This is a genomic window from Brucella sp. LJL56 (assembly GCF_054871705.1).
On record NZ_JBTXLQ010000010.1, the window covers coordinates 17,925 to 43,260 of the forward strand.

Consider the following 25,336-nt stretch of genomic DNA (forward strand, 5'->3'; position numbering starts at 1 on the left):
GTCCTAATTATCAGAAATGTGATTGGAGCTGCCCACCCGGTCGAACAACACAATTGGATTATAGAGACAGTCGTAGCCAGCGGCCTTAATAGCTTGACAATCCTGGCGCGGCTCAGGGTACTCGTTATCCCTTCGCTTATCGACAGTCTCGCGCGACGGCCTTCACCTCCAAAGTGGTGTCAAGCCAGCCACGAAATCCTTCCCTCTTCTGGCAGCAAGGAGCGATGATCATGGCCTACAAAAGGATTTGCCGCGTCCTTGTCATGCTGCTTGTATCTCTCGTCGTGCCTACTGCAATCATCGGCGGACCAATCATTCTACTGTTCTTCGTTTCAAGGCGGTTTGCGATGTGAAACGAACACTCCTGAGATTTTGTCAAATTCCCCACCGTGACACTCCAGACCTCTCCGTAATATGGCACACGAAATCGGTTGTCCTTGCTCCGGTCCCCATTGCACGCGGCCAGTGTATCCTCGATAATGCGAAAGTCGGCGATGCACAGGAATTTACATCAGCGGACGTTTAATCAGTGCGAACAGAGCCATTTCAGCGCAACCCGTTGCTGACCACAAGGCTCCTGGGATTCTGGCAGGAAAATCTTTGGCGCGCTCATATAACCACGATAAGCTGACCCGCCCCCATACCACTAATTGTTCTCGACCTGCGTGGGCGCCAGCGCTGGGGGTAACGGCGGGTCGCCGATTGCCAGCCGCATGACGTTCATTTCCTGCAACTGATCGATAATGATTTCCTGTGCAATGCGCTTTAACTGCTCGTTTTCACCGAAGCGCAGATAGATCTGGGCCATATTGATCGCTCCTTGATGATGAGGCGTCATCATCTGGACGAAATCGCGATCGAGTTCGCCGGTGGGAGTAACGACCATGTCATACATCATCTGTTCCATCGAATTGTTCATCGCACCGAGATAAGCCGCCTCGTCGCCGAAACCCTCTATGCCTATATTACAAACCGACATCACGTTCGAAACCAGTTGCCTAAGCCGGGAAGGCGACTTCACGTCTACCGCTGGCAATGAAACGGCCAGGATAACAGCCATTGCGGCCGCTCCGGATAGCGCACAAGCGAGATAAGCGGCTAGTGTTTTCAGACGTTGCATTCTGTGCCAGAGCGTTGTCAAAAGCCGCTCTCTCCTTGATAAATCGTTCTTCTTTCTTCCGCCAGGCCAGCCCGTGACGAACGGCCCACGGCACTGCATGGTCGTAGACGGCGAAGCAGCCGACTTTATTCCATTGGCGTTGGAATTTACTGATCGTCGTCCGGCATTTCCTTATCATTGCCTGCGAGGCAAGCGCCGCGTCCCGCGCTTTTGGCCAGCTTCGGAATTGACCTTCAAAGCCATGGAATAAAATCGTGATCCGGTCGTCTACCTGAGTATGCGGACTGCAACGCAACTTGCGGAACCTCAGTTAAACAAAGGGACATTAACGAATGCGACACTGTCTCACCCGTCCAGCGGCAAGCAAATTTCCGACCACGACAGCAAAGAAGCTGCTGCCGGTTCTCCTTTCCACGACATTCATCATATTTTGTGGGGCATCGGTAACATCAGCGGCAGAGGTCAGTGTTGGCGATCTGAAGCTATCCAATTCCTGCATCCGCGCAATGTTGCCTGGCGCCCAAGTTGCGGGAGGCTATCTGACGATAACCAACACCGGGCAGACGGACGACAGGCTGATCGCAGTCAGTTCGGAGAGGTCCAGTAAGGCACAGATTCATGAAATGGCGATGGACGGCAACGTTATGATCATGCGCGAGCTTCCAGAGGGCCTGGACATCCCGGCACACGAAAGCGTTAAGCTGGCCCCTGGCGGCTACCATCTGATGCTCATGGACATCGCCGACCCACTCAAGGAAGGGCAAGTTAGCAAGGTGACCTTGAACTTCGAAAAGTCCGGGCCTGTCGAAATCGATGTCAAAGTGGGCCCCGTCGTCGGCAGTTGCCTCAGCCAGCCCTCCTAGACGCGACAAGTGCGATCGAATGACCCGGGGCCGCATTCTGCAGCATGATCTGCCGTCCGCGCCGGTTTCGACAACATCCCGCAACCCGTCGATCTCTCGATTGGAAAATATAATGAAGCTTCGCATCGGAATGATATTTTCCGTCGCCGTGATCTGCGCCTGCATCACCTTCGGCGCTTGGACGCTGCTGGGCCGAGCAAATGAATCTGATTCCAGATACGACGTGCCGTTTGAACTCATGGACGATCTCGGCGCGCCCATTACGCAAGAGGCGCTCGGGGGCCGCCCATCCCTTGTCTATTTCGGCTACACGCATTGTCCCGAGATTTGCCCCACGACCCTTTACGAAATGGCGGGCTGGATGAAGACACTTGATCAGGCGGCTGGGAAGCTCAAGGCATTCTTCTTTACGGTCGATCCCGAACGGGACACCGTGGAAGTCATGCATGGTTACACATCCAACTTCACGGACCGCATCACCGGTATCACCGGGAATCCGACGGAAATGGAGAAGGTTATAAAAGGATGGCAGATATTCGTCAGGAAAGTACCCACGAGCGATGGTGACTATACCTACGATCACACAGCTTCCGTCTTTCTAGTCGACAGCAAGGGGTATCTCAAAGACACCATCGAGTATGGCGAGGACACCAACTCCGCATTGACGAAAATTCGGACGCTCCTGACGCCGGACTGACGTCAACGAAGCCGGCAAAAAAACGAGGCCGCGTATCAATGCGGCCTCTGTCACTCATCCATACAAGATGGCGCGAGCCGAGAAATAGCGAGTCCAAGGAAGTATCATGACCACTGCAACCCTTGCGGCGCATCCCGAAGCGCTGGCCAGCACCCGACTATATCGTGCCGTCTGGCGTTGGCATTTCTATGCCGGGCTCTTTATCATCCCGTTCCTGCTCGTGCTTGCTTGCACAGGCCTGATCATGATCTACGGCAACTCGATCGAAACGTCTCTCGGCGCCAGGCACTATGTGGCGCCGGGCGGTGAACGCGCTTCCTACGAGGAACAGGCTCAGGCTGCGGTCACCGCTGTTCCCGGCGGTGCCCTCAAACTCATGGTTGTTCCGAAGGAGGACGACCGCGCCACTGTGTTCATAATAACGGGCAACGGCAACGACCACGTCGTTGCCGTTGCCCCACAAGGGCCGAAAGTGCTCGAAACAATCGTCAAGGACGACACCTGGTTCTACTGGGCAAGCAACATCCACGGCACGCTTCTGCTAGGTGACCTTGGCGATCGGCTCCTTGAGATGGCTGCCGGCCTCGGTATCGTGCTTGTTCTGACCGGGCTTTATATGTGGTGGCCGCGTAACGGGCGCTCGCTCCGTCGGGTGCTGTTGCCGAACTTCCTGACAAGAGGTCGTGGCTTCTGGAGGGAACTGCATGTTTCCCTCGGCTTCTACATCTCAATCGTGCTCCTCTTCTTCCTGCTGTCGGGCCTGTCCTGGACAGGTATATGGGGTACCCAGATTGTGCAGGCGTGGAACACCTTCCCGGCGGGGAAGTTCAACAATGTCCCGCTCTCGGACAAGACCCATGCTTCGATGAATCACGGCACATTGAAGGAGGTGCCATGGGTGCTTGAGCAAACACTGCTGCCACTTTCAGGGTCCGAGGCCGGCAAGCCCGGCCTGACTAAGAGAATGCCTGTCAATCTCGATACGGTTACGGCCTTCGCCCGTGCAAACGATTTCACCGAACAGTTCCGTATCAATGCGCCACGGGATGCGGATGGCGTTTATACGATCTCTGCCGATTCCATCGACGGCGACACCCGCAATCCATTCGGCGACCGAACCATGCATATTGACCGCTTCAGCGGGAAGGTTCTGGCCGATGTTCGTTTTGCCGACTATGGCCTGGCAGGTAAGGCCATGGCTGCCGGTATTGCATTGCATCAGGCCAATCTCGGCTGGTGGAACACTACCCTCAACCTGCTAGTCTGTCTGTCGCTCATAACCATGGCGCTGTCTGGCATCGTCATGTGGTGGAAGCGTCGCCCCGCAGGAAGGCTCGGCGCACCGCTCTATCCGCGCAACCACCGCACACCGCTTGTCATCGCAGTCATTGCGCTCTCCGTCTCGGTCATCTTTCCCTTAACAGGCATAGCAATCATTGCCTTCGCCATCGTCGATTTCCTCCTGCCAAGAGAGTTGAAGGAAATCGGTCGTCGAGCGGCCACTGGATAAATGAAACCCGCGAATGTGTGTGCCGGAGTTGCGGTAACGGCAAAATCGTCACCTCGACTGTAAGTTACCCACGAAAAGGAAGACAAATGCTCAAGACGATCGTCGTGGCGCTCCTGGCGTCCGTAGGTACCGCCCCCTTAGCACTCGGCGCCGAACGGCAGATCAACTTCGAAGTCGATGGCGAGCGCGTGGAAGGAACGCTAGTGCTGCCGGATGAGATAGAGTATCCGCCGGTCGTGCTGATGCTTCACGGCTTTGGAGGAACCCGCAATGAGTGGACGTCCTCCCATGTTCCGAAAGGATTATTCGGGCAGGCGGCGGAGACTCTTGCACAGCGTGGTATCGCTTCCCTGCGGATCGACTTCAGAGGAAGCGGGGCAAGCGAAGGCAAGCTGGCGGACGTTACGGTCAATGGTGAAGTGAAGGATGCTATTGCCGCCATGGAGTTCCTGCAGTCCAGAGACGACATCGACAGTCAAAGAATTTCGGTGCTAGGCATGAGTCTCGGCGGGGTTGTCGCATCGGCCGTCGCCGCTCGGCAAGGCGACCATATTCGCTCGGTCGTTCTATGGAACCCCGGCATAAATCTCCCTGCCGCGTTCACTGCGCTGGTTGGCCTCGGAGAAGTCAGAAAGGGGCTCGCTGGCGGCGATCAGCCCGTTGATATATCGCTACCGAATGGTAGTAAAATTGCCCTCAGAAGGGAGTTTTTCGAAAGCCTCTACGAAGTAGTTCCCGCAGCCGAGATTAGTCGTTATGCGGGTCCCTTGCTCGTCATGATCGGCACAAAGGACAATCTCGTCTTTCCACAACCCGTATCCATCGAGGCGTTCCTGTCCTACCATCCCGGACAGCACGAACTGTGGCAGCGCCCTGTCGACCATGGATTCAATGTCGAACAGACCTCCGAAACCGTATCGGCGCTGATCGACGCCACCGGCGACTACTTGAAAAAGTATTTTGACTAGTTGTGGAGCCTCAACAGGTTGTCCCTGTCCTGTCCGGGTCGATTGATGGGTGTATGGATTGAGACTGCCATGCAGGCGATGCCCGCTGTAGGAGGTGGTTCTGGCTGAGGGCAAAAATAACACCCGAAACGTTAGCTTTATATCGGTGCACGATGTCAGCGACAGTGTTTTTGCTGATCCCAAGATCGCTAGCGATCCAGCGACAACTTCTGCCATTGGCGCACATTCGATAACTTCCGGTGTGAACCTGCCTCGGGCCCAGCTTCATAGCTTCAAGCGTTTCAGTTCGATATTACCGTGTGGAAGGCGCGCTTTCGGCTTCGTGGGCGCACTAAACGCACAACTCTAAAGGTAAGCAGTGCGCCTATCAGCGCCAGATAGAAATAGTGCTCCACCGCCAGGACTTTGGTCGAGAGTGCATAGTGCAGCCCCACAAGTATGGAGACGATATAGACGAGCTTGTGCAAACGGGACCAGCTTCGCCCCAGGCGCTTGATCGAAAACTTGTTCGAGGTCAGTGCCAAAGGCACAAGCAGTAACAGCGATGCCATCCCAAGCATTATGAAGCGCCTTTTCATGACGTCGGCGAACACCGCCGTCAGCGATAACGCCTGGTCCAGAAACAGGTAAACCACAAAATGCATCGCCACGTAGTAGAAACTCAACAGGCCGAGCGCGCGACGGTATCGGATGAGGTTCGGTCCACCGAGATCGCGAAGTGGCGATACCGCAATCGTCAGGATAATGAAACGGAGCGCCCAAAGGCCCAATGAATGCTCGAACGTCTTGACGGGGTCGGCGCCGAGATTTCCACTGGCGCCCAGATAGAAGCACCAAATGGCCGGAAGCAGGCCCGCTACGTACAGCATCCACACCGACATCGGGCACCACCTGCTGGAATTCGTGTTTCTAGCCGCCATCAGAAGTGCTTCGCGAGATCCATACCGCTATAGAGGCCAGCTACCTCGTCGGCATAACCATTGAACGGCAAGGTCGCCCGGCGGCCGGCACCGAAAAAACCGCCTTCCCCGATTGGTCTTTCCGTCGCTTGGCTCCAACGGGGATGATCCACCGCCGGATTCACATTGGCATAAAACCCATACTCCGTCGGATTGACAATCTGCCAGGTGTTGCGGGGTTGCTTGTCGGTCAGGGTGATCCGCACGATCGATTTGATGCCTTTGAAGCCATATTTCCACGGCACTACCAGCCGAATTGGAGCACCATTCTGGTTTGGCAAGGTCTGCCCGTAAAGACCTACGGCCAACAGGGTGAGAGGGTGGCGGGCCTCGTCCATGCGTAGGCCTTCGACATAGGGCCAAGGCAACGATTGGAAAAGGCCGCCCTGACCCGGCATTTCGGACGGGCGCACCACAGTTTCAAAGGCAACATATTTTGCGCTGCCGAGCGGCTCGACCTTGTCGAGAAGCGCCGCGAGCGGAAAGCCGTCCCACGGAATGACCATCGACCATGCTTCCACACAACGCATGCGATAAACCCTTTCCTCAACCGAAAATTGTTTGACTAGCTGATCGATGTCGAAAGTCACGGGTTTGGTGACCATTCCGTCAACCTGAATGGTCCACGGCAAAGGCTTGAAATTGCCTCCGTACGTGGAGGGATCGCCTTTGCCCAGACCAAACTCATAAAAATTGTTATAGGATGTCACATCCTCAATCGGCGTCACCTTGTGGTCGACGGTATATTTGCTCGCGCCCGCCTGAATCGGTCTGGCCGTTCCCTTCGATACATGAAGAGCAAGTCCGGCGGCGATAGCCCCGGTCAGGAATTGCCGTCGTCCGAGATAGAACTGGGGCGGAGTTATTTCAGAGGAAGGAATTGAAGGGGCGCGATAGCGGATCATTGTTCTTTCTCCGGATATTGAGTTCGATTTTGTAAACGTCGCCAAACCGATTACCCAAACGCCAGGCAGCATCTGGACGGCACAATGCGCTTAAGGCTCTTGTTTCCCTGCTTTAGACTCCGAGCCTCTTGCCCGCGGCTTCCGCGGCCAGGCGCGCCTGTTCGTCCATCTGCTTTCGACTGTTCCGCATTGCAGTGACGCGCTCCGAGCCAGCCTGCTGTGGTGTCCCATTGGCGAAGGGAGGCTCAGGCGCATATTCGATAATGAGCTGAGCGCGACGCGACGCCTCCTCGCCATTCATTTCGGCCACGAGCGCAAGCGCGAAGTCGATCCCTGCCGTGACCCCACCCCCTGTCATGCGATTGCGGTCGCGAACGACGCGATTGTCGACATAGCGAGCCCCCATGAGTGGTAAAAGATCGGCCACCGCCCAATAGGCGGTCGCGTCGTAGCCTTTGAGAAGGCCGGCGGCACCAAGCAACAGACCGCCCGTGCAGACGCTGGTGACCCATTTGGCGCGCGATCCGCGATCCATGAGAAACGTGCACACATCCGGATCATTCATGCAGGCGATCGTGCCCAAGATGCCACCGGGCACGAAAATCACGTCGAGATCCCTCGGGCATTCCTCGAAAGTCTGCGTCGCTGTCAAGGGTATGCCGACATCGGTCGAGATCGGCGCCTTGTTCTTCCACACGAGCTGCACGTCGAAACGCATAATATTAAAGACAGTCATGGGCCCGATCAGGTCCAGGGCCACCATTTTTGGATGGATGAGCATTGCGACTTTCGGCGCGTCAGGCGATACCCCCGCCATGGAACGCACGGGCTCTGCCCCGGTTCTGCCCTCTGATGACGCCAGCAAGGCCACGCTGGCGGCAAAGAGCGTACCCATGGCCAGAAGCTCGCGACGATCAATTGTAGCTGTCATTACAAATGCCCTTAATCAGATCAGAGGCGACTGAGAATTCAAAGTGCCGCTGTCGTGCAAACCGGCCAGTTTTGACCCACACGATGACGTAGACGCCACGAACCATTCCGTATTCCATTTCGAACGAATTTTCTTCGCTTCGAAGCAATCGGACGAACTGCCCGATAGAAATGGTCGCTGCCGACTGATGCTCACAGTCAGCCCTGAAAAGTAAGAAAAAATGGCCCGTGCTTGCACGATGGATGAGCCTCATACTGAGGCAGGCTGAAAGCAAAAAATCTGGAGGAGACGGAATATTTTCGTAGCGGCGACGTCTACGAACATGAACCGGCTGTAGTCCACGCATCACGACTGAAAGGAAATCCCATGAAGAAATTACTCATTTCCCTCTTTCTGGCCGGGGGCGCGTCGGTTTCGTTTGCCGCGTTCGCCGGCCAAGCGCCGCGATCGGCATCGTCTCCAGACATTCCCATTAGTAGCAAGGATCGCCTCTACGCGGCTGAGCAGTTCTCCAACACGGTGTCCGTCACGGACCCATCAACCAATAAATTGCTCGGCGTGATCAAGCTCGGCGACCCGCAGCCGAGCAGCCTCAGCCCGCTCTACAAGGGACAATTGCTGGTACACGGCCTCGGCTTCTCGCCCGACAGCAAGACGTTGGCAGCCGTATCGATCGGCTCCAACTCGGTTACGTTCATCGATACGACAACCAACGCCGTCAAGCATACAACCTATCTCGGACGCTCCCCGCATGAGGTCTTCTTCACTCCCGACGGGAAGGAAATCTGGGTGACTGTGCGTGGTGAGGATTACATCTCGGTCATCGACGCATCAAGCTTCCAAGAGACAACCCGGATCAAGGTTCCAGGCGGGCCCGGCATGCAAATCTTCTCTCCGGACGGCAAATACGGCTACATCTGCTCCTCCTTCAATCCGGAAACCGTAGTGGTTTCCGTGGCCGACCACGAGATCGTTGGCCACGTAAAGCAGGAGAGCCCCTTCTGCCCCAACATCGCCGCTTCGCCGGACGGCAAACAGGTCTGGTTTACACTGAAGGACATTGGCAAGGTCCAGATATTCAATGCCAAGCCACCGTTCAACGTCATCAAAACCTTTTCGACAGGCCCTATCACCAATCACGTCAACTTCGCCCGCAATGCTAATGGCGACTTCGCCTATCTCACAATCGGTGGGCTCAACGCAGTGAAGGTCTTTCGAACGGATACTTTTGAACAGGTGGCCATGATCCCGGTCGGCAGTCTGCCGCATGGCCTCTGGCCTTCCGGTGACGGAACGCGTATGTATGTCGGACTGGAGAACGGTGACGCCTTCGCGGTGATCGACACGCTCTCCAACAAGGTCATTGGCAATGTTCCGATCGGCCAGGCACCGCAAGCTGTCGTCTATGTCCCCAATGCTGTGACGGAAGGCGATGGACTGGAGAACCTTCAGCCACTCGGTATCGCTGCCCAGACGGCTGAACTCAAGCTGGTGGGAAAGACGCGTTCCGGGGAGGCCCCGACTAGCGTCACGCTGTTCGATCAGGGATTGCTGCAAGTGCTGCAGGCTTCTGTAACCGGTCTTAAACCGAAATCGCGCTACGTTTTGGCGCTGGCTGCCAGCCCCGACGGCGAAGGTGAACTTCAACCCGTGTCGAACTTCATGACAAATCCGGCAGGTGCGGCCGTCGTCAATGCCCTGGGCCCGATACGCCAACTTGTCCAGAACGAGAAGGCCGACATTCGCCGTTATCTCGTTATCGCGGCAGCCAGCGAGAACGGTCCCGGCGAGGTGATCCAGACGCAAGCCGATTGAAAAGGCGTTCCGCCCACCAGGCTCAACAGCGTGGGCGGACTTCCTGCTACCCAGTGGAAGATATACGATGGATGATATCCTACCGTTGGTCGAACCCATGATCCCGGCACTGCGCCGGTATGCTCATGGGCTTCTGCGCGACGTGAGTGAGGCCGACGATCTCGTTCAGGATTGTCTGGAACGCGTCATCGCCAACTGGCATCGCCGGCACAACGACGATCCACGCACCTGGGTCTTCACGATCCTGCACAACCTTGCAATAACCAGTTTGCGGAAGCGGGCGCGTCGCGGCACGCCGGTTTCCGTCGATACCGCCAGCCATAGCGCACTTTCCCACAAGCCCTTCCAAGAAGAGCGCCTCGTGCTACAGGATATTCTCAACGCTATCGACCAGTTGCCCGAAGAACAGAGAAGCGTGCTCCTGCTCGTTTCAACCGAGGATATGTCCTACGCCCAGGTTGCGGACGTGCTTGCGATACCTATAGGAACAGTCATGTCGCGCCTTTCGCGTGCACGCGAACGTCTGAGGCTGATATGGGAGCAGCCAGCAATGACGGGCGCAAGTCCGGTCGCGCACCTGCGGAGAGTCAAATGAATACGAAACCGATCACCGAAGACGATCTCCATGCCTATGTCGACGGACTGCTCGACGAAAACCGTCGCGCGGAAGTGGCGGCCTATTTCGAGACCCACCCGCATGTCGCAGCGCGTTTCACGCAATACGGTGACCATCGAGCACTAATCCGCTCTGCTCTTGAGCTCGTCTCCGACGAACCCGTTCCGACGCGGTTAAACTTGACACATATTATGACGGCCCCTCGCAGACGCTCGCCGCCATTTTGGCAATCGGCGGCCGCGGCGATCCTCCTGTTGACGGCGGGAGGTGTGGGCGGCTGGGGTCTGCACGGAGCGCTGCGGGTACCTGTCGAAGGTGTTGCCGCCATCGCCCAAGAGGCGGCGGATAGCTTCAGCACTTTTGCCTCCGACCCTCTGAGACCGGTCGAACTGCGGGCGGATAATACCGCCGAACTGGTCGAATGGGCGAGCAACCGCATAGGCCGGAAACCCGTTTTGCCCGATTTGTCGAAATCGGGTTATCGCATGATGGGCGGGCGGATCATCTCCACACCGCATGGAGCGGGCCTAATGTTGATGTATGACAATGACCGCGGCAACCGCCTCGTCATGTTAAGCAGGCCGATGACGATCGAGCAGAACCGAAAGATGACGCCACACTCGCAAGGCAACATCGACGGCTGGGGCTGGGCTTCAAGTGGAATGGGATACAGCCTCACGGGCTCGCTGCCTCTCGACGAGTTACATCCGCTGGCCGACGATATCCGGCGCCAGGTTTCGCAGCAGACATGAGAATCGCGACACACGCGGGCTGGGGAATGCCGTCTTATTGTTTTGCAACGAATTGTCGTTCTCGACGACCCGGCGCTATATGAAGCTTTCTAGAAACTCTGAAGCCGCGACGGCGACATCACCTATCGGGCCAATGTTCAGGCGTTTCTCACTCGAGCTGCGGATGACAGCAACACAATCGTAGAAACGCTGCGACTTGATGTACGCGTCGCAGCCTATGAAACGGACAGGATCGAAATCCGCCGCTCCCGCTGGAGAAACTGCGCCTCGTGCAAAACCGACAGAATGGTCTTTCATTGGAAGCAAAACCTCCTCATGCTTTTATGGCCACCGAATAAGATTATCTAACGTTCAAACGGGAACAAAGGAGGCGTGGTCGGTTATCTGCGCACTACAGATTGCCAGTCAAGAATATTTATGGCTTTCACCGGCACCTGGCGCACTCATTCAGTGAATATAGCGTTCTCTTGAAGTCAGTCATTGCAAGAGAACGCTAAGCAGGAATTCACATACTAGGGGTTATACTTGTCGTGGTACATCTGCATCATGGCAATGTAGTCGGCGACGTATTTAGCGTCATACCAGACGCCGAACAAGAAGCTCGACCGGCGCCGTGATTGAAACGGTAAACCCAGGAAATAGATGCCGGGTTCCTTGGAAACGCCAAGTTCATGGATGGGGTTGCCTTCCTCATCAAAGATGTCCAACTCCAGCCAGCTATAATCACGCTTGAAGCCTGCTGCCCATATGATCGAGGTGATACCTGCATCGGCAAGGTCCAACTCAAGAATAGAATTCTTCTCGTATTCAGTCGGCGGGAGCAAGTTGCGCGCATCTGGATTTTCCGGCAGCTCAAGCCCATTATATTCGATATATTGATCGATCACATCCAGCGTATTGAGGTAACTCTTATTACCTTCCTCAATATTCTTGGCAAGATCATCCGCGAAGGTGAGCTTTCCATCGCTATAACTTTGCGAGCGGCCAACCAGAACGGCACCCTTGGAAGCCAACAGACGATAATCGATTGGCATCTTGGTATGAACGCCGCTGATAGCGAGGGCAATATTCTGGACATTCTTGTCTCGGTTGACGGTATCCCACCGTCCCAGCACGCCGGTCCAGTATGCGCCTTCACGATCCCGATAAAAACGCGGCGGGCGGATATGGCGACCCAATGACAGATAAACCTTGCGACCAGTATCAACCAGTTCTTCAGCAATCTGGCCACCCGAGGCACCCGCACCGACGACAAGCACTGCGCCATCGGGCAATTGGTCCGGGTTCTTGTAGGCGACCGAATGCATCTGGACGACGTCGGCAGTTTCAGGAACGATCTCGGGCGTTACTGGAACTTGGAACGGACCGGTTGCCGCGATCACATTTATCGCTTCGAAATCACCTGCCGTCGTTGATACAAGAAAGCCCTGCTTCTTGGGCAGCTTCTTGACCGAAAGCACTGTAACATCAGTCCGAACTGGTGCTTTGGTGTTCTCGGCAAAACTCGAGAGATAGTCGACCAGTCTCTCCTTGGGCGTGAAGACGTCTTGTTCGATATCCGGGATTCTCATGCTCGGCAAACGATCATGCCAAGCTGGACCATTGGCCCGCAGCGAATCCCAACGTGCTGAACGCCAGCTCTCGGCAATTCGCCCCTTTTCGAGAACAACATGGCTGATATTAGCGTTGCTCAGGTGCTCGCTCATCGACAGGCCGGCTTGGCCCGCCCCCACAACTACCGTGTTAACTTTTTCCATTGTTCTTCAAACCTTTCTTCAATGCGCGGCCCAAACCTGTTTTCCATTGGCTGAACGAAGCGCGCACCAATCCCATGCCACCGCACCGGGGAGGAGCGCGGCAGTTAAATCCGTCTGTTTTTCTGAGTTGAGTTCTACAAAGCGGGTATCACATCACTCATGAGACGACGCTGTTTCATGACCGGCATGTTTTTGCGAATTGAGTGGAGATTCTCCATATCCAATTTGGCTGTAATAATGTCTGCGTCCTGCCCGGCACGCGCCACGACCCGCCCCCAGGCATCGACGATGACGGAATGGCCATAGCAGCGCTTTTCCTGGCCATCGACAACCACGGTGCCGCCAAGGCCACAGGCAATGAAATGGCATTGCGTTTCCGCAGCACGAGCGCGAGCCAATAACTCCCAGTGAGCCTCACCGGTAACCATAGTATAGGCGGCGGGAAGCGTGACGACCTCAGCCCCCTTGAGCCGCAGAGCGCGGAAGAGTTCGGGAAACCGGACGTCGAAGCAGATGGCGGTACCGAAGGTAACACCCTCAAACGTCCAGGTGACAATCTCATCGCCTGGCTTGATATAGTCGGATTCACGGAAAGCGCCGCTGCCCAGATCACCCATATCGAACAGGTGCATCTTGCGATATTCCGCGATTACCTCGCCCTGCCGATTAAAGACGACCGATACGTTTTCGACGCGCTCGTCACCGAGAATCCTGGCAAGGATCGTTCCTGCCTGCACCGCGACATCGTGGCGCTTGGCAAACGCCTGCGCCATCCGGAAAGCGGGCGTTTCGCGCAAGGGCTGGGCAAGTTCTACCGAGCGCTTCTGGTCAGGGCCGTAATAGCTGAAATATTCAGGAAGAATGAGAAAGTCTGGCCGGTCCTCGGCCTGCATTGCTCTTATCATCGCGGTTTCCGCTGCCGGCACCGTGACGTCTGGCGACAACCCCATCAACGTCTGAACCGCTGTGACTCTCATTGTCTAAACTCCTTGGATGAAAGAATTTCCAGCGAGTTGGTTGCCCGTCCCCCTGAATCTGGATTCAGAACACGCTCTATGAAGGTGGCCATTTGCGGCTCATAGGCCTTCCAGAGGTTACGCAGTTCTCTCAATGGCTCGGCGGCCTGATCAACGCGTAGATCAACCGAACAAAAATCCGGATATTCAGCGATCTTGAGCGCTGCTGAGGACAACGGGAAAATTTCGCCTCCAGCTTCCAGCGCAGCATCGAGCGCCGCCAACAGTCGCTCGGCCATCGGTTTGTCGGTTGTTTCAAGCGCTGCTGTCACCATTGCAGCCGGAACCTGATCATTCCTCAGAATATTGCCAACTGCGACGATCCCCGAAGCAGATGCGCTTGCATAGATCGGCTCCTGATGGGTGCCCTGCCGTAACGCTGTCGCGCCATCGCGATCGACGATTGCAAGTTCGCGCCATTCAATACCGGGCGCGGTTGCGATCTTGTCCAGTGTTTCCTGGGCTGACAGTCCATTCCTCAGATGATGGAGCGCCGCAACGCCCAAACGCGGATCGGTGCGGTGCTGTGTGATGACAGCACCAGCATCATGATTGACAAACAGACAACGCGCGCCCATCGCCATCGAAGACGTCGCGCCGGCAACACCGAACTGTCCCGTTTGTGGACAACGAAGAGCGATAGAGAAGGTCATCAGTTCAGCCTCAACATGGATCTGGCGGGAGAAAACGGTGAGAGATCGATACTTGGTTTATCGCCCGTCATAAGCTCGGACACGAACTTGCCGGTAATACCGCCGAGCGTTAGCCCAAGGTGACCGTGACCACATGCATAAATGATGCGGGGATCCCTGCGTGACGGCCCGATAAAGGGGAGGCTATCAGGCGTGGAGGGGCGGAAGCCCATCCAGGTGTCCTGCCTGTCACCCAATGCGGGCAACATTCTTCGAGCTTTACTCTCAAGGACATCGAGGCGTGACTGACGTGCTGGCTTATCGAGACCACCCAAGTCTACAGTCCCCGCCGCGCGGATCTGATGGGACAGCGGGGTGAGAAAAAAACCATCGGACGGATACATGACCGGATGCGTCAACAACGGCTCGTGGTGTTCGAATGCGACGTGATAACCGCGCTCAGTATTCATGTTGAGGCGATCGCCAAGCTGATTAGACAGGCCGCGCGACCAGGCACCAGCTGAAATCACGATGTGGTCAGCAGAGATGACCTCGCCTCCAGTACGGACGCGCACGCCATCGGTACCACTTTCGATCCGCTCGGCCTTCGCCGTAACGAAACGGCCGCCGTGCTTTTGGATTGCCTGGGCAAGTCCCCTGCAATAGGCTTCAGGACTGTCGATCACAAAGCAACCGGGGAAAATCGTGCCGCCGATATAACCCGGCGCGAGATTGGGTTCCATGGCAGCTATTTCGTCCTGCGAAAGGTACTGCGCTTCGATCCCCTCAGCGCGTCGCCGGTCGTTGGATTTCTTGGCGTTCTGAGCTTCCTCTTCAGCGCGGTAAAGGTGAATCGAGCCCGTGCCGCGCCCGAAACGAATGCCGCCGATTTCTTCCATCAGGGGCGCATGCCCCTCTTCGATCACTTTCATCAGCGAACCGAGCGCCGAAATGGTTCCGTCCTGGCGGCTGCGCAGCGACGCAGAAAGGAATGCAGCAAGCCATGGAGCGAGATCGAGAAGATCACGCCAATAGAGCGTAAGCGGTCCATCGCGACGCAACAACATTCCCGGGACTTTCCAGAGAATTCCAGGAGCGGCAGTAGGGAAGATTCCCGAAGGCGCAACCGTTGCGGCATTGCCAAACGACGCGGCATTGCGGAACGATACGCCTGGCAGGGGCGGTGTCGGGTCAACGAGGACCACGTCCAATCCTTTTTTTTGCAGCCAGCGTGCTGTGGAAAGGCCCACGACGCCGGCTCCAATCACCGCAACAGTAAGCTTGCCGCTCTTCTTGGTCTGCATTGGAGGCAGTTCCCTCAGATTGCCGCAGTTACGATGATCTCGACATCGTAACCTTCAGCCGCAGGCGGCACGACACCGGCAGCGCGGGATGGCTGATTTTCTGGGTCGACCCACTGCTCCCACACTTCGTTCATGGCGTCGAAGTGCTTCTGATCCGAAATCCAGACCGTGGCGCACAGGATCTTGGATCGGTCGGTTCCGGCTTCCTTGAGCCAACGGTCGACCTTTTCAAGCGCAACGCGGGTCTGATCCTGAATGGTTTCGCCCTGGTTACCGCACATGCCAGCCACATAGGCGATGCCGTTGTGGATGGAGACCATCGAGGTGCGCTTCAGTCGTTCAATACGGATTACATCGGCCATGTTATTTCACCAGCTTTCTGCCCCCTTGGGACCATTGATTTTCGAGAGCTCGCCAAAAGGCCTCCAGCTACAGCCTCAGGCTCTTTTGGAAGCCCATGAGCTTTTCGAGCAGCGCGACCGCGATCACCGAGAGAACGATCAGTGCTGTTGCCATTGCAGCTACAGTCGGATCGTCAAAATCCTTGATGTATTGATAGGCCGCGACGGGCAGTACCTTGGTCCGATCATTGGTGAGGAACACGGCGATCGAAAAATTGTCGAGTGCCTCAACGAAGATGAACACAGACGCTGCCAGAATGCCCGACTTCAATTGCGGAAGGACAATGACAAAGAAGGTGCGGAAGGGGCCGGCACCAAGGTTGCGTGCCGCCTCTTCGATCCGCGGATCAAGGCCAAGGAGATTGGCTGAAAGTGCACGAATGGCAAAGGGCAGTGTGAAGACCAATATGCCCAGGCAAAGACCAAAAAGACCAATACGGACGCCACCTGCCGACAGGAGTGAGAGGAGCGAGACACCCGTTACAACGCCCGGAATGATCAGAGGTGACAGGATGATTTGCTGGATCAGCCCTTTGCTTTTGAAGTCAGTGCGCACCAGTGCGTAGCTCGCAGGAATTCCGATCAGCAGACTCAAGGGCATTACGATCAGAGCCATCGTAAACGAGTTCTTCGCGGCGTCCATGAACATGGAAGAATTATAAAAATTCTTGTGCCAATCGAGTGTGAACCCGGAAGGTGGCCACTGGAAATAGCGCGTCGGGCTGAACGAATGAAGCACGACAAACACCACCGGCAGCAACAGGAAAACGACCGCTATTGACGCCAGAGCGATTACGACGACGCCAAATTTCGCTTCAAGATCACGCTTAAACATCACGAAACGGCCTTCTTGATTTTCTTCGCGGCGAGGTTGATCAGCCAGATCGAAGCGAACGCGCTGATGAGAAATACGACAGCCGTTGCAGCAGCATAGGGAACGTCATATTCGGTAAACATGCGGTCATAGATCTGGTTTGCCACCATCCTGACCTTTCCGCCGCCCAGAACCATAGGGAAAAGGAACGAGGCCAACGCAATTGAATAGACAAGAACCAGCGTAACCATGAGCCCTGGCAAGAGGATCGGCATGGTAATGCGCCAGAATGTGGTCGTGCGGCTGGCGCCAAGACTACGCGCCGCTTCCTCGACCGAAACGTTCAGGTTCTGGACGACACCGATGAGCGTAAAGACCGCAAACGGCAGCAGGTAATGGGTAATGGCAATGCCAACACCTGACCAGTTGTAAAGAAACTGGATCGGCTTGGCGACGATACCAAGCTCGATCAGGCTCAGGTTTATCAGTCCCCGGTTGCCAAGAAGGACAAGCCAGGAATATGCGCGCGTCACACCACCGGAGAGGAAGGTAACTGCGATCGCGAGCATAATCAGTGTCCCGACCCATTCTCGCTTGGAACGCACGATTACCATGGCCATCGGCACGGCTATTGCGACGGTAATTACCGACATCACAAAAGACGCCCAGAGCGTGGTGAAGAGGATCGACTGGTTGGCCCCCGTAAACAATACACGCCAATAATTGTTGAGTGTAGCCTCACCGGCAAACTGCGTTCCCGGCGGGCCCTTCAGGAAGAAGCTTGAGAGACCGAAATAGCTATACGCCGCAACGATAAGCAGGCCGATAATCAGCGCGGGGGTGATCAGATATTTGGCGCGGTTGTTATTCGCCTCCATCATGCCCTCAACATAATTGTATGAGCCGGATCGAGCACAAGCTTGACTGACTGGCCGGCGGCATATCTGGCGCGATTGTTGTTTCGCGGAGAGTTCGCATCAATAGTGAGGCCTTTGACCTCAACCTGATAGACTACTCGCTCGCCAAGCTCGTGGGTGGTCTTGACGGTTCCATTGAGCCCTTCTCGCGGGTCTTCAACGCCGACAATTTCGATATGGGAAGAACGGATCGAAACCTTGCAATCAGCGCCCGCGAATTGACCGCAAGCGTCATTGACAACAACCTGCTGTCCAGCAAGCGACAAAGTTGCGCCACTACCGTTGACCGCGACGATCTTCGCATCAAAGATATTGGCCACGCCGAGAAAACGGGCAACGAATTCGCTCTTGGGCCTATCATAGAGTGCGATCGGAGTATCAAGCTGCTCGATACGACCCTGGTTCATGACAGCAATATAATCGGAAAGATAGAGAGCTTCATCCTGGTCATGCGTCACCAGGATCGATGTGATGCCCAGCTTCTGCTGAAGCTCACGCAGCTCGGATTGCAATCCTTCGCGAAGATGCCGGTCGAGCGCACCAAGTGGCTCATCGAGAAGCAGGAGCTTGGGCCTGATGACGACGGCACGCGCAAGAGCGACGCGCTGTTGCTGACCGCCTGACAATTGGCTCGGATAACGATCCGCGAGGTGGGACAACCGGACCATCTCAAGCACGTCGCGTACGCGCACGGTCTGCTCTTCCTTTGAAACACCACGCATCTTGAGACCGAACGCAATGTTGGATTCGACAGTCATATGGGGGAAGAGAGCATAGTTTTGGAAAACCATGCCAATGTCGCGAAAGTTCGGCTCGACCCCGCTGATGTCCGTGCCATCGACGACAATTTCACCGGATGTCACATTGAGAAAACCGGCGATCATTCGGAGAACAGTACTTTTACCGCAGCCGGATGGTCCCAGGAGCGTCAAGAGCGATCCACGTGGCACCTCCAGATCAAGGTTGCTCACTGCCTCGAAGGAGCTGTACCGCTTGGTCAGATTCCTGAGTTGCAACGTGCTGCTCTGCAGATGTTCCATGGTTGCGGTTCCGTCAAAGAATAATGGGGGGAGAGCGCGTTCGGCCTAGGCCGAACGCCTGAATAATCGTTCTGGTTTGATTTTGCAGATTGGAGGCGTGCTAGTCTTTATCCAGGTTCAATGCAGCGGCCCTCCTGAATGCCGGACCATCCCGCAATCTACCAAGTACAGCATATACGATCCGGGGATAAGCACCGTCCTTCATTCTTATTCCGCGGTCTGGTTAAAACCGCGGATCAGGTGAGCTCTCATCAATTGCTCAGCCTTGTCTGCTTCCCGCGCTTTAATCGCCTCGAGAAGTTTGACGTGATCTTGGATTACTTCCTGCGACTGCGCCTGATTGAGGGCCGCAAGACTGGCTTCGCTCATGAAAAAGCCGGCATAGTTTTCGATCGCATTCTGGAGTTCCGGTACGCCGCAAGCGTTGTAGATTCTCCAATGAAATACGTTGTTGTTGCGCACCCGCTCGGTACGAGCCTCTTCCGGGAGGTTCAGTGCCAATTCGATTGAAGCCTCAAGAATCTGGAAATCGTCCTCGTTCAGGTGGGGTACCGCGAGCTTCGTTGCGTAGCCTTCAAGCGCAATCCGGATTGCGCGGATGCCCTTGAGGGCGGACAGCACATCCGCAACGACAACGCCGGAAGACGTGCGCTCAAGAAGCCGGTTGGAGATGAGACGCGTGAAGGCTTCACGCAGCGGCGTACGACTTACCCCGAGCTTCTGAGCCAGCTCCACTTCCCGCAGACGCTGGCCTGCCTCAATCCGTCCGTCCAGAATGAGTGACCGCAACAGTTCATAAACGGCATCCGCCGAGCTCACTGCAGCCAGCCGACGACCGCCCAGATCGTCAATTCCATTGGCATCCATGATTTCTCGTCTCCATATACTCATTGACTCGCTCTAGTTATGCCGCGATCACCTACTGGCTGCCAGTCCCCATATGGCCTGTTTGCGTCTTATCCCTTGTTCCCGACATTCCCGTTTTCGGAAAGCGTGGTGATCAGCGTCGAGAACACCGCGCCTCGACCCACGAGACTATCAATGACGATTGTTTCGTCGCGTGAACAGATGTCATTGCAGATAGGACCCAACCCGTCGATCGTCGGCACCCCGAGCGCGCCGCAGAAGCTGGCGTCAGACCCGCCCGAAACATTGGTCAATTCAAAGCAGGGCGCGCCGATTTCCTCGGAGGCCTTGGCTACGATCTCGTAAAGCGCTTGCGTTTCAGGCGTCCTGGCCCATGCAGGCCGCGTCCAACCGCCTTTCAGAACCACCGAAACGCGATCCGTCGAGACCTCGGAAATCAGCTGCTCAACTTCCTTCTGCAGCTTTGCAGCCGCTTCGGGCGTGCGGGCACGCATGTCGACATGGAGTTTAGCATGGCCAGGAATAACCTGCCTTGCGTCACCACCTTGGAATACGCCAACGTTCACGATGACACCATTCTCGAGATCCGTCAGGGCCTCGATGCGGGGCACGAGGATTGCGAGCGGCCGAACCGCAGAAGCGCCCTTGAGATAGTTGGCCGCCGCGTGTGCAGTCTGCCCGGTCGCTTCGATAAAGAAGGCACCAACAGCACCGCGGGAGGTAAAATACCCGCCTCCTGGACGACCAGGCTCAAGAGTCAGGACCCAATCGGAAGTCTTTGCATGCTCCTCGATCCAGCCGCGCGAGAGCGGACTTCCCAGTTCCTCATCGCTAACGACGAGAAACTTGATCTCTTCAAATTCGGCAAGTCCGGCCCTTGAAGCAACATCAATTGCATTGATAGCCAGCACAAGTCCGCCGCGCATGTCACCAACACCGGGACCTGTCGCAAGTTCACCTTTTATCTCAAAGGGCCAGCTCTCCAGCGTGCCGCGCGGCCAAACGGTATCGGCATGGCCGAGGATCATCAACCGGCCTTTGCCCTGCCCTTTTCGAACCGCCAACAAGCGATTACCGCGCTCGGGAACTTCTTCGTAATGAAGTTCAAACCCCTGCGTCTGCAACCGCTCGCCGATCCAACGTGATGTGCGGGTAACACCTTCCACATCGTAGGATCCTGCTTCAATGCCGACAAGTTCGGCAATATCTGCAAGCATCGCGTCAAGACGGTCCGCAAAAACGCCGCGAAATCTACTAGCCAGATTCAAGAGAGCCTCCCATTCTGTATTCCTGTATACAAGCATACTCGTGTGCATCTCGCAATAGAAAACTGTCCCGCTGACTGGAGAAAATTACCAACGCGAAACAGTCTCTATTTCAGCGGCTCGAAGTCGCCCGCCTTCGCACTGATTAGCGAGAGCGGGGAAAGGCCGTTTTCCTGAAGGCGGCTACCCAGCGCCAGCAGCGCAAAGTCAGCTTGCATGGGAGCCATGATCTGCATGCCAATCGGGCATCCACGAGAATCGCGACTTGCAGGAAACGCCAGCGCCGGCAGACCAGTAAGGTTGGCCGCCGCAGTGAATTCCAGTGGATTGCCGAGCCCCTTGTTGGGCGCGCCGAACGCGTTATCAAGCAACGGCGGAATGACTGCATGTACAGGCAGGGCCAGCCAGTCGATGCCATCGAACAGCTCGTTCCACAGAACGGTAATCTCGGTATACCGCTTCAGAGCCTCCGCATAATCTTCATCGGACAGGCTCAATCCCTTTTCGATCAACGTGGCGAGTGCCTGACCATAGGCTTTGCTTTGTGCAGGATAGCTGGGGGCATGGCTGCGTGCGGTCTCTTTGGCGCAGATGCAATCCCACGTCTCCTGCAGATCAGGAACGTCAGGCACGGTGCAAGCGACGAGATCGAGACCCATTCGCTCGGCTGTATCAAGCAGACGGCGATAGGCTGCTTGAACCTCTGGGTCGAGCCGTGAACTGAGCAAATCGGGAAGATAACCAAAACGGCGAGCCGACGTTGGAGAAGGTGGAAGCGTATTTCCGAGGCCGCTCATCGCTCCGAGCAACAGAGCGCACCCATCCGCACTGGACGCCATCGGACCGAGATGATCGAGACTGGGCGCCATGGTGCAGATGCCCTCCGTGCTGACAAAACCGCGGCTGGGCTTGAGCCCGGTCACCCCGCAATAAGCCGCTGGAAACCGGATCGAGCCGCCTGTGTCGCTACCAATGGATGCGGCTGCCAGGCCCGCCGCGACCGCTACACCTGATCCCGACGAAGATGACCCTACACGGAACGGTGCGCCCCATGGGTTTACCGGAACCGGCATTTCAGGATGGTGGGTGGAGCAAGCTCCCTCAGCCATGGCCAGTTTGCCAAGGATTACCGCGCCAGCCGTCAGAAGTTTAGTGACGACCTTTGCATTGCGGCCAGTCTGGCGATCACGAAAGATAGCCATACCATTGGACGTCGGCGCGAAATCCGTTTCACATAAGTCCTTGAGCGCAACAGGTACACCATGTAACGATCCAAGGGACCTGCCCTCGGCGAGGGCCTGGTCGGCTGCACTTGCTTGCGAAAGAGCGGTCTCGGCGGTGACCATGACGTACGCCTGCAGCGACGGATTCAACCGCTCGATCCGCTCAAGATAATATTGCGTAAGCGCGACCGAGCTTACATTGCCAGTTGCAATCGCATTTGCGATATCTGGCAACGGCTTTGCGATGACTTCAGGAAGCCTGCTGGCAACAAGCGGGGCGGTCTGGATCATGGGTGCTCGAAAGATATGAGTGCCAGTCTGGGAGCCGAAACAAACTGCCAGCGACTGTTTATTGTAAAATCAATTTGAAAAGTGGAGCAGGTGGCTTTCGCCACCTGATCTGTTCAGTAACTTCCGCCTGAAGGGATTAACGGGTCGTGATCTGGTCAAACCGGACGGACCAATCGCTGATATTTTTCAGGACGACGCTGCCATCCATCACGATACCTTCGCCATCAGCAGGAAGAGAGTCTGCAAGCTCTTTCGGTAGTTCCACGTTGCGGTTAACCGGAGCCATGTTTACCCGAGCCAGCATCTCTTTCTGGGCAGCCGCCGAGATGATGTAATTGATAAACTTAGCTGCCTCTTCCTGATGCGATCCGTTGGTCATCATCATGACATCGAAATACATCGGTGCCGGGCGGGGGGAAATCATCTTCATTTTGATGCCTTCGCCTGCGACCGCATTCATATGTGAACTTTGGCCAATGAGGATGGTCCCCTCGCCTTGCACAATGGACTGTCGTGCCTGGGAGTCCGACGTATAATAGAGTGAGACATTCTTGTTGAGCTGCTCAAGCGCCTTGAATCCCGGATCGTAATTTTCCGAGGTGCCGCCATTGATAGTATTCGCAACCGTGAGAAGCGAACCGGAGTAGATCGACATGGCAGGGGCGATGATCTGACCTTTGTATTCGGGCTTCCAGAGATCTTCCCACGAAGTCGGCGGCACCGGCACGGCATCCACATTGTAAACGATACCCATCGGGTAGTAGTAGATACCGACCCAATCATCGGCAATCGCCCCCTTGATCAGCTCGTCGCGGTTACTCAGCTTGTCACGCGGAATCTTGACGAACAGCTTCTGGTCCTGAGCCGCCTCGCTCGCAATGGTATTGGTTGCGAACCAGACATCCACGATGGGATTGTCACGATCAACCTGGAGCTTGACGAGGCCCTCGCCCGAGGATGACTGCGTTACGGCATTGACCTTGATACCCGTTTCAGCCTCGAACTGCTGTGAAATGGCTTTCAGGCCATTTTCCCACGTCGAGCCCCAGATCTGAATGGTAATCTCGTTCGATTGTGCAAATGCAGAGTTGGCTGCAACGAGCACTCCGCACGATAAAAGCAGAGACTTAATGTTCACGGTTACTCCTCCTGAGTTTTTGGGAAAGACTTTCTTCAAGGTAGACGTGTATCCGCCACACAAACGTCACCCGTTGGGATGAAGTGCACTCATCGACCAGAGAGCTTCGTTAAAAGCTCGCCGCCCCGCCGATCGTGGGACGACTGTTCTTTAACGAGAGCCGATACGCCTGAACCCCGCCGAGTTCGAACGGTCTTTGATCGAAACCCATGTGAACAAAGCCAAATAGCACTTGGGACTTGACGTTCAATCTCACTGAAAAAGTCAACAGCCGACCCTCCAAAATGTGTGCGAGGATACTTGCATACAATAATACAAAGCGCAACTATATCGTTGCCCCGACGAGGAACAGAATGGGAGATGAAATTGAAGCTCATTCGAATTAACGGATCAGCACGGCCGAGAAGAGGACATCGGAGACCGATGCAACCACTCACCACGAAGCCTGAACAACAGTCTTCACACAGTAAATATTTTACAATTTTAACAAGAAAAGTATCGCGGAATGGAAGTAAATTTCGATTCTTCTTTAACAAATAAAGAGTAAATTGCTGAGAATAACTACATATAGAGGCTAATTTACTAATTACCAATCAGAAATCAGAACGACGACATTTATGCCGTTAATCAACGACGCCATACAACGTAAAGGGAACTGGCGACCAAGACCGCAACACCTAGAAAGGTCACAGAGTCAGGCACTTGCGCAAAAAATAGCCAGCTAAAGAAGGTTGATGTGATAATTTCAATATATGCAAAAGGCGCGACGAGTGAGGCTTCGCCATAATGATAGGCTTTGATGATCAGATATTGGCCCGCAAGACCAACCAGCGTCATACCAATTGCTATCGTCCATTGAAACAAATCCAACTCCTGCCAGAACACGAACACCAAGGGCGTCGCTACAATGAGAGCCGAAAAATGCGTCTGAAAGGTCAGAGCAATCGGCGGTACGTGGCGCACCCCGCTTGAGCCCTTCTTGATGGCGATAACATATCCAGCCATCGCCGCACCCGAGACGAGAGCCAGCAGGCTACCCATTTCCAGTGCATGATGCGTTGGCCGAATAATGATCAAAGTGGCGGCAAAACCGATCAGCAGTGCAATCCATCGGGTAAAGCGCATCCTTTCCTTCAAAAGTAGGCGCGAAAACAAGGTCACAAATAGCGGCTGAACAAAGCTAATCGCCACCGCATCCGCGATTGAGAGAAATTTCAGGGAACTAAAGAAGCAGACGCCAGCAAGAATGCTGAAGAAGCCCAATGCGAAAGCATTCCGCCAGCCCTGCGGCGGCGGAAACACCGGCTGGCGGTCAATGATCATAAAAGGCATCAGAAATAGTGTTCCAAGCAGCATGCGTAGGAAAACGACCTGCATGGCCGGTATCTGATCGCTCACCAGATATTTTGCCTGAACATCAATCAACGGAACAAGCGTCATCGCCAGCACCATCATTACAATGCCGGTTCCATTTGTATCGTTATGACGTGCCATCATCACATCTGACGACATGATATTATCTGCCCCTCGCGCAT

Annotated in this window: 26 protein-coding genes; 8 read left to right on the forward strand and 18 right to left on the reverse strand. The window is 55.4% G+C overall.

Going from position 1 to position 25,336, the window contains the following annotated elements; translation table 11 throughout:
• Positions 1-230: 230 nt before the first annotated feature.
• Positions 231-353 carry a hypothetical protein gene (locus ACYSN1_RS20505; RefSeq protein ID WP_375848545.1) on the forward strand — a complete coding sequence of 41 codons (123 nt, stop codon included), beginning with the start codon at positions 231-233 and terminating at the stop codon, positions 351-353.
• A gap of 293 nt (positions 354-646) precedes the next feature.
• Here ACYSN1_RS20505 and ACYSN1_RS20510 read toward each other — a convergent pair whose 3' ends face one another.
• Positions 647-1,141 (reverse strand): DUF305 domain-containing protein, encoded by a 495-nt coding sequence (locus tag ACYSN1_RS20510; protein ID WP_461727359.1) that lies wholly within the window; start codon positions 1,139-1,141, stop codon positions 647-649.
• Between the two features lie 311 nt (positions 1,142-1,452).
• Between ACYSN1_RS20510 and ACYSN1_RS20515 the strand changes: the two genes are divergently transcribed.
• The 4 genes from ACYSN1_RS20515 (at position 1,453) to ACYSN1_RS20530 (ending at position 5,158) form a co-directional block, all read left to right on the forward strand.
• Positions 1,453-1,983, forward strand: coding sequence for a copper chaperone PCu(A)C (locus tag ACYSN1_RS20515; protein WP_461727360.1), 531 nt, complete (start codon positions 1,453-1,455; stop codon positions 1,981-1,983).
• Positions 1,984-2,095: 112 nt separating this feature from the next.
• Positions 2,096-2,680, forward strand: coding sequence for an SCO family protein (locus tag ACYSN1_RS20520; protein ID WP_461727361.1), 585 nt, complete (start codon positions 2,096-2,098; stop codon positions 2,678-2,680).
• Between the two features lie 106 nt (positions 2,681-2,786).
• Positions 2,787-4,190, forward strand: coding sequence for a PepSY-associated TM helix domain-containing protein (locus ACYSN1_RS20525; RefSeq protein ID WP_461727362.1), 1,404 nt, complete (start codon positions 2,787-2,789; stop codon positions 4,188-4,190).
• 86 nt (positions 4,191-4,276) lie between these two features.
• Positions 4,277-5,158 (forward strand): alpha/beta hydrolase family protein, encoded by an 882-nt coding sequence (locus ACYSN1_RS20530; RefSeq protein ID WP_461727363.1) that lies wholly within the window; start codon positions 4,277-4,279, stop codon positions 5,156-5,158.
• A 281-nt stretch (positions 5,159-5,439) separates the two neighbouring features.
• On the opposite strand, the gene msrQ is transcribed toward ACYSN1_RS20530, so the two are convergent.
• From msrQ to ACYSN1_RS20545, 3 genes are all read right to left on the reverse strand, one after another.
• Positions 5,440-6,078 (reverse strand): protein-methionine-sulfoxide reductase heme-binding subunit MsrQ, encoded by a 639-nt coding sequence (msrQ, locus tag ACYSN1_RS20535; protein WP_461727364.1) that lies wholly within the window; start codon positions 6,076-6,078, stop codon positions 5,440-5,442.
• Positions 6,078-7,022, reverse strand: a complete 945-nt coding sequence (msrP, locus tag ACYSN1_RS20540) for a protein-methionine-sulfoxide reductase catalytic subunit MsrP (protein WP_461727365.1) — start codon at positions 7,020-7,022, stop codon at positions 6,078-6,080. The genes msrQ and msrP overlap by 1 nt, the downstream gene beginning before the upstream one ends.
• A gap of 112 nt (positions 7,023-7,134) precedes the next feature.
• Positions 7,135-7,953, reverse strand: coding sequence for a DJ-1/PfpI family protein (locus tag ACYSN1_RS20545; RefSeq protein WP_461727366.1), 819 nt, complete (start codon positions 7,951-7,953; stop codon positions 7,135-7,137).
• A 366-nt stretch (positions 7,954-8,319) separates the two neighbouring features.
• On the opposite strand from ACYSN1_RS20545, the gene ACYSN1_RS20550 reads away from it, so the two are divergent.
• The 3 genes from ACYSN1_RS20550 (at position 8,320) to ACYSN1_RS20560 (ending at position 11,136) form a co-directional block, all read left to right on the forward strand.
• Positions 8,320-9,768 carry a YncE family protein gene (locus tag ACYSN1_RS20550; RefSeq protein WP_461727367.1) on the forward strand — a complete coding sequence of 483 codons (1,449 nt, stop codon included), beginning with the start codon at positions 8,320-8,322 and terminating at the stop codon, positions 9,766-9,768.
• Positions 9,769-9,835: 67 nt separating this feature from the next.
• Positions 9,836-10,363, forward strand: a complete 528-nt coding sequence (locus ACYSN1_RS20555) for an RNA polymerase sigma factor (RefSeq protein ID WP_461727368.1) — start codon at positions 9,836-9,838, stop codon at positions 10,361-10,363.
• The gene (locus tag ACYSN1_RS20560) at positions 10,360-11,136 is read left to right on the forward strand and encodes an anti-sigma factor family protein (RefSeq protein WP_461727369.1); all 777 of its coding nucleotides are present in this window, start codon (positions 10,360-10,362) and stop codon (positions 11,134-11,136) included. The genes ACYSN1_RS20555 and ACYSN1_RS20560 overlap by 4 nt, the downstream gene beginning before the upstream one ends.
• A 75-nt stretch (positions 11,137-11,211) precedes the next feature.
• On the opposite strand, the gene ACYSN1_RS20565 is transcribed toward ACYSN1_RS20560, so the two are convergent.
• The 14 genes from ACYSN1_RS20565 to ACYSN1_RS20630 all read right to left on the reverse strand — a co-directional run bounded on the left by ACYSN1_RS20565 (position 11,212) and on the right by ACYSN1_RS20630 (position 25,313).
• Positions 11,212-11,433, reverse strand: coding sequence for a hypothetical protein (locus tag ACYSN1_RS20565; protein WP_461727370.1), 222 nt, complete (start codon positions 11,431-11,433; stop codon positions 11,212-11,214).
• 215 nt (positions 11,434-11,648) lie between these two features.
• Positions 11,649-12,893, reverse strand: a complete 1,245-nt coding sequence (locus ACYSN1_RS20570) for a flavin-containing monooxygenase (RefSeq protein ID WP_461727371.1) — start codon at positions 12,891-12,893, stop codon at positions 11,649-11,651.
• Positions 12,894-13,027: 134 nt separating this feature from the next.
• Positions 13,028-13,870: a carbon-nitrogen hydrolase family protein gene (locus ACYSN1_RS20575; protein ID WP_461727372.1), complete on the reverse strand. Its 843-nt coding sequence runs from the start codon at positions 13,868-13,870 to the stop codon at positions 13,028-13,030.
• Entirely contained in the window at positions 13,867-14,562 is a 696-nt protein-coding gene (locus tag ACYSN1_RS20580; protein ID WP_461727373.1) for a DUF1028 domain-containing protein, read from the reverse strand. Before ACYSN1_RS20580 ends, ACYSN1_RS20575 begins: the two co-directional genes overlap by 4 nt.
• A complete protein-coding gene (locus tag ACYSN1_RS20585) occupies positions 14,562-15,845 on the reverse strand; it encodes an NAD(P)/FAD-dependent oxidoreductase (protein ID WP_461727374.1) in 1,284 nt (427 codons plus the stop codon). Before ACYSN1_RS20585 ends, ACYSN1_RS20580 begins: the two co-directional genes overlap by 1 nt.
• Before the next feature lie 14 nt (positions 15,846-15,859).
• Entirely contained in the window at positions 15,860-16,207 is a 348-nt protein-coding gene (locus ACYSN1_RS20590; RefSeq protein WP_461727375.1) for a RidA family protein, read from the reverse strand.
• Positions 16,208-16,274: 67 nt separating this feature from the next.
• Positions 16,275-17,081, reverse strand: coding sequence for an ABC transporter permease (locus ACYSN1_RS20595; protein WP_461727421.1), 807 nt, complete (start codon positions 17,079-17,081; stop codon positions 16,275-16,277).
• Entirely contained in the window at positions 17,081-17,941 is an 861-nt protein-coding gene (locus ACYSN1_RS20600) for an ABC transporter permease (RefSeq protein ID WP_461727376.1), read from the reverse strand. Before ACYSN1_RS20600 ends, ACYSN1_RS20595 begins: the two co-directional genes overlap by 1 nt.
• Complete coding sequence (locus ACYSN1_RS20605) at positions 17,938-19,017, reverse strand: ABC transporter ATP-binding protein (RefSeq protein ID WP_461727377.1); 1,080 nt, start codon at positions 19,015-19,017, stop codon at positions 17,938-17,940. The genes ACYSN1_RS20600 and ACYSN1_RS20605 overlap by 4 nt, the downstream gene beginning before the upstream one ends.
• A gap of 207 nt (positions 19,018-19,224) precedes the next feature.
• A complete protein-coding gene (locus ACYSN1_RS20610) occupies positions 19,225-19,884 on the reverse strand; it encodes a GntR family transcriptional regulator (protein WP_176038179.1) in 660 nt (219 codons plus the stop codon).
• An 89-nt stretch (positions 19,885-19,973) separates the two neighbouring features.
• The gene (locus ACYSN1_RS20615) at positions 19,974-21,152 is read right to left on the reverse strand and encodes a M20/M25/M40 family metallo-hydrolase (protein WP_461727378.1); all 1,179 of its coding nucleotides are present in this window, start codon (positions 21,150-21,152) and stop codon (positions 19,974-19,976) included.
• A gap of 104 nt (positions 21,153-21,256) precedes the next feature.
• Complete coding sequence (locus ACYSN1_RS20620; RefSeq protein WP_461727379.1) at positions 21,257-22,663, reverse strand: amidase; 1,407 nt, start codon at positions 22,661-22,663, stop codon at positions 21,257-21,259.
• Between the two features lie 136 nt (positions 22,664-22,799).
• Positions 22,800-23,801, reverse strand: a complete 1,002-nt coding sequence (locus tag ACYSN1_RS20625; protein WP_461727380.1) for an ABC transporter substrate-binding protein — start codon at positions 23,799-23,801, stop codon at positions 22,800-22,802.
• Between the two features lie 627 nt (positions 23,802-24,428).
• The gene (locus ACYSN1_RS20630; RefSeq protein WP_461727381.1) at positions 24,429-25,313 is read right to left on the reverse strand and encodes a DMT family transporter; all 885 of its coding nucleotides are present in this window, start codon (positions 25,311-25,313) and stop codon (positions 24,429-24,431) included.
• Between the last annotated feature and the right edge of the window lie 23 nt (positions 25,314-25,336).